The 317-nt window shown below is 71.3% G+C and carries 1 protein-coding gene; it reads left to right on the top strand.

The features are described 5' to 3' along the window. Positions 1-317: arginase family protein (locus EN851_RS35115; RefSeq protein ID WP_189587356.1), on the top strand; the 317-nt coding region annotated here is incomplete at its 3' end.

The raw sequence follows: 317 nt of genomic DNA, 5'->3' as shown, positions 1-317 counted from the left end.
CTGGTCTCGGTGCTTTCAGAGCTCGGCCATGAGGTCGAGGACTGGGGCGCGGTCGAGAAGGCCGCGGCGCGCCCGGTGGTCCACGGCAACCTCGCGCTGAAGGCGCTGCCCGAGATCTCGGCCTGGACGGCGGCGATCGCCGAAACCGCCTACGCCGCTTCCAGGGACGCCATGCCGATCTTCCTTGGCGGCGACCATTCGATCTCCGCCGGCACGGTGTCCGGCGTGGCGCGCCGCGCCGCCAAACGCGGCCGGCCGCTCTTCGTGCTGTGGCTCGACGCGCACCCCGATTTCCACACGCTCGACACCACCACCAG

The sequence above is a fragment of the Mesorhizobium sp. M8A.F.Ca.ET.208.01.1.1 genome (assembly GCF_004791315.1).
GTDB lineage: Bacteria > Pseudomonadota > Alphaproteobacteria > Rhizobiales > Rhizobiaceae > Mesorhizobium.
This window is presented reverse-complemented; position numbering and strand designations above follow the sequence as displayed.